The organism is Staphylococcus sp. EG-SA-2 (assembly GCF_017152085.1).
On record NZ_JACYHC010000234.1, the window covers coordinates 1 to 511 of the forward strand.

General features: G+C 35.8%; 1 protein-coding gene. It reads right to left on the reverse strand.

The features are described from left to right. Positions 1-511: arginase family protein (locus IDG60_RS27335; RefSeq protein ID WP_481906073.1), on the reverse strand; the 511-nt coding region annotated here is incomplete at both ends.

Genomic DNA, 511 nt, shown 5'->3' on the forward strand with positions numbered 1-511 from the left:
CATAGAAACTCCATTGTGTACCATCTCCATGATGTGCATCGGTATCTATGATTAAAACGCGTTGATTGTATTCTTTAGCTAAGTATTGTGCGGTAATTGCAATATCATTGTATATACAAAAACCACTTGCTCGACCAGGTTGAGCGTGATGCAAACCACCACCTAAGTGACAACCATTTAATACTTTGCCTGACATAATAAGATCTGCTAAAGTTAAAGCGCCTCCAACAATTGTGGCACTATGGCGGTGCATATGCTTAAATTGACCATTCTCTTCATCATTTAATCCATATTTCTTAGCCTCATCTTCACTGATAATGCCATGTGAAGCATGCTTAATAGCTTCGACGTAATCATATTTATGAATTAACATTAATTCGTCACCTGTTGCAATTCTAGGTTGTACTATTTGTTCTGGAGACAATAAATTTGCATTCAAAAGTAGCTCTGTTGTTAATTTTAAACGCATTTGATTGAAGGGATGTTGGTCATGAAATCGATATTGTAATAA